This is a genomic window from Aminobacter sp. MET-1 (genome assembly GCF_026521175.1).
Lineage (GTDB): Bacteria > Pseudomonadota > Alphaproteobacteria > Rhizobiales > Rhizobiaceae > Aminobacter.
Genome location: NZ_JAMSHL010000165.1, coordinates 1 through 243 on the forward strand (window position 1 = coordinate 1; position 243 = coordinate 243).

The window sequence follows — 243 nt, forward strand, 5'->3', positions numbered from 1 at the left end:
GCGTAGGCCCGGGCGATCAGTTCGGGCAGCTGTTCCGGGCTCAAGGCCAGGGCGGAGAAGGCAGTGATCGGCGCGGTCATGGCACGCTGGTCCTGGGTCTCGTGCAGGCAGCCCCAGCCCTTGCCCAGGCTGGCGCTGTGGTTGACGCTGGAAATCACCAGCAGCGGCACCGAGTCGGCGTAGGCCTGGCCGATGGCGGTGGCGACGTTGGTCACGCCCGGCCCGGTGATGACGAAGCACACT

General features: G+C 69.1%; 1 protein-coding gene. It reads right to left on the reverse strand.

What is annotated here, in order from left to right:
• Nucleotides 1-243, reverse strand: a 243-nt coding sequence (locus NDO48_RS29480) for a thiamine pyrophosphate-binding protein (protein ID WP_267322953.1), incomplete at both ends; no start/stop codon positions are given.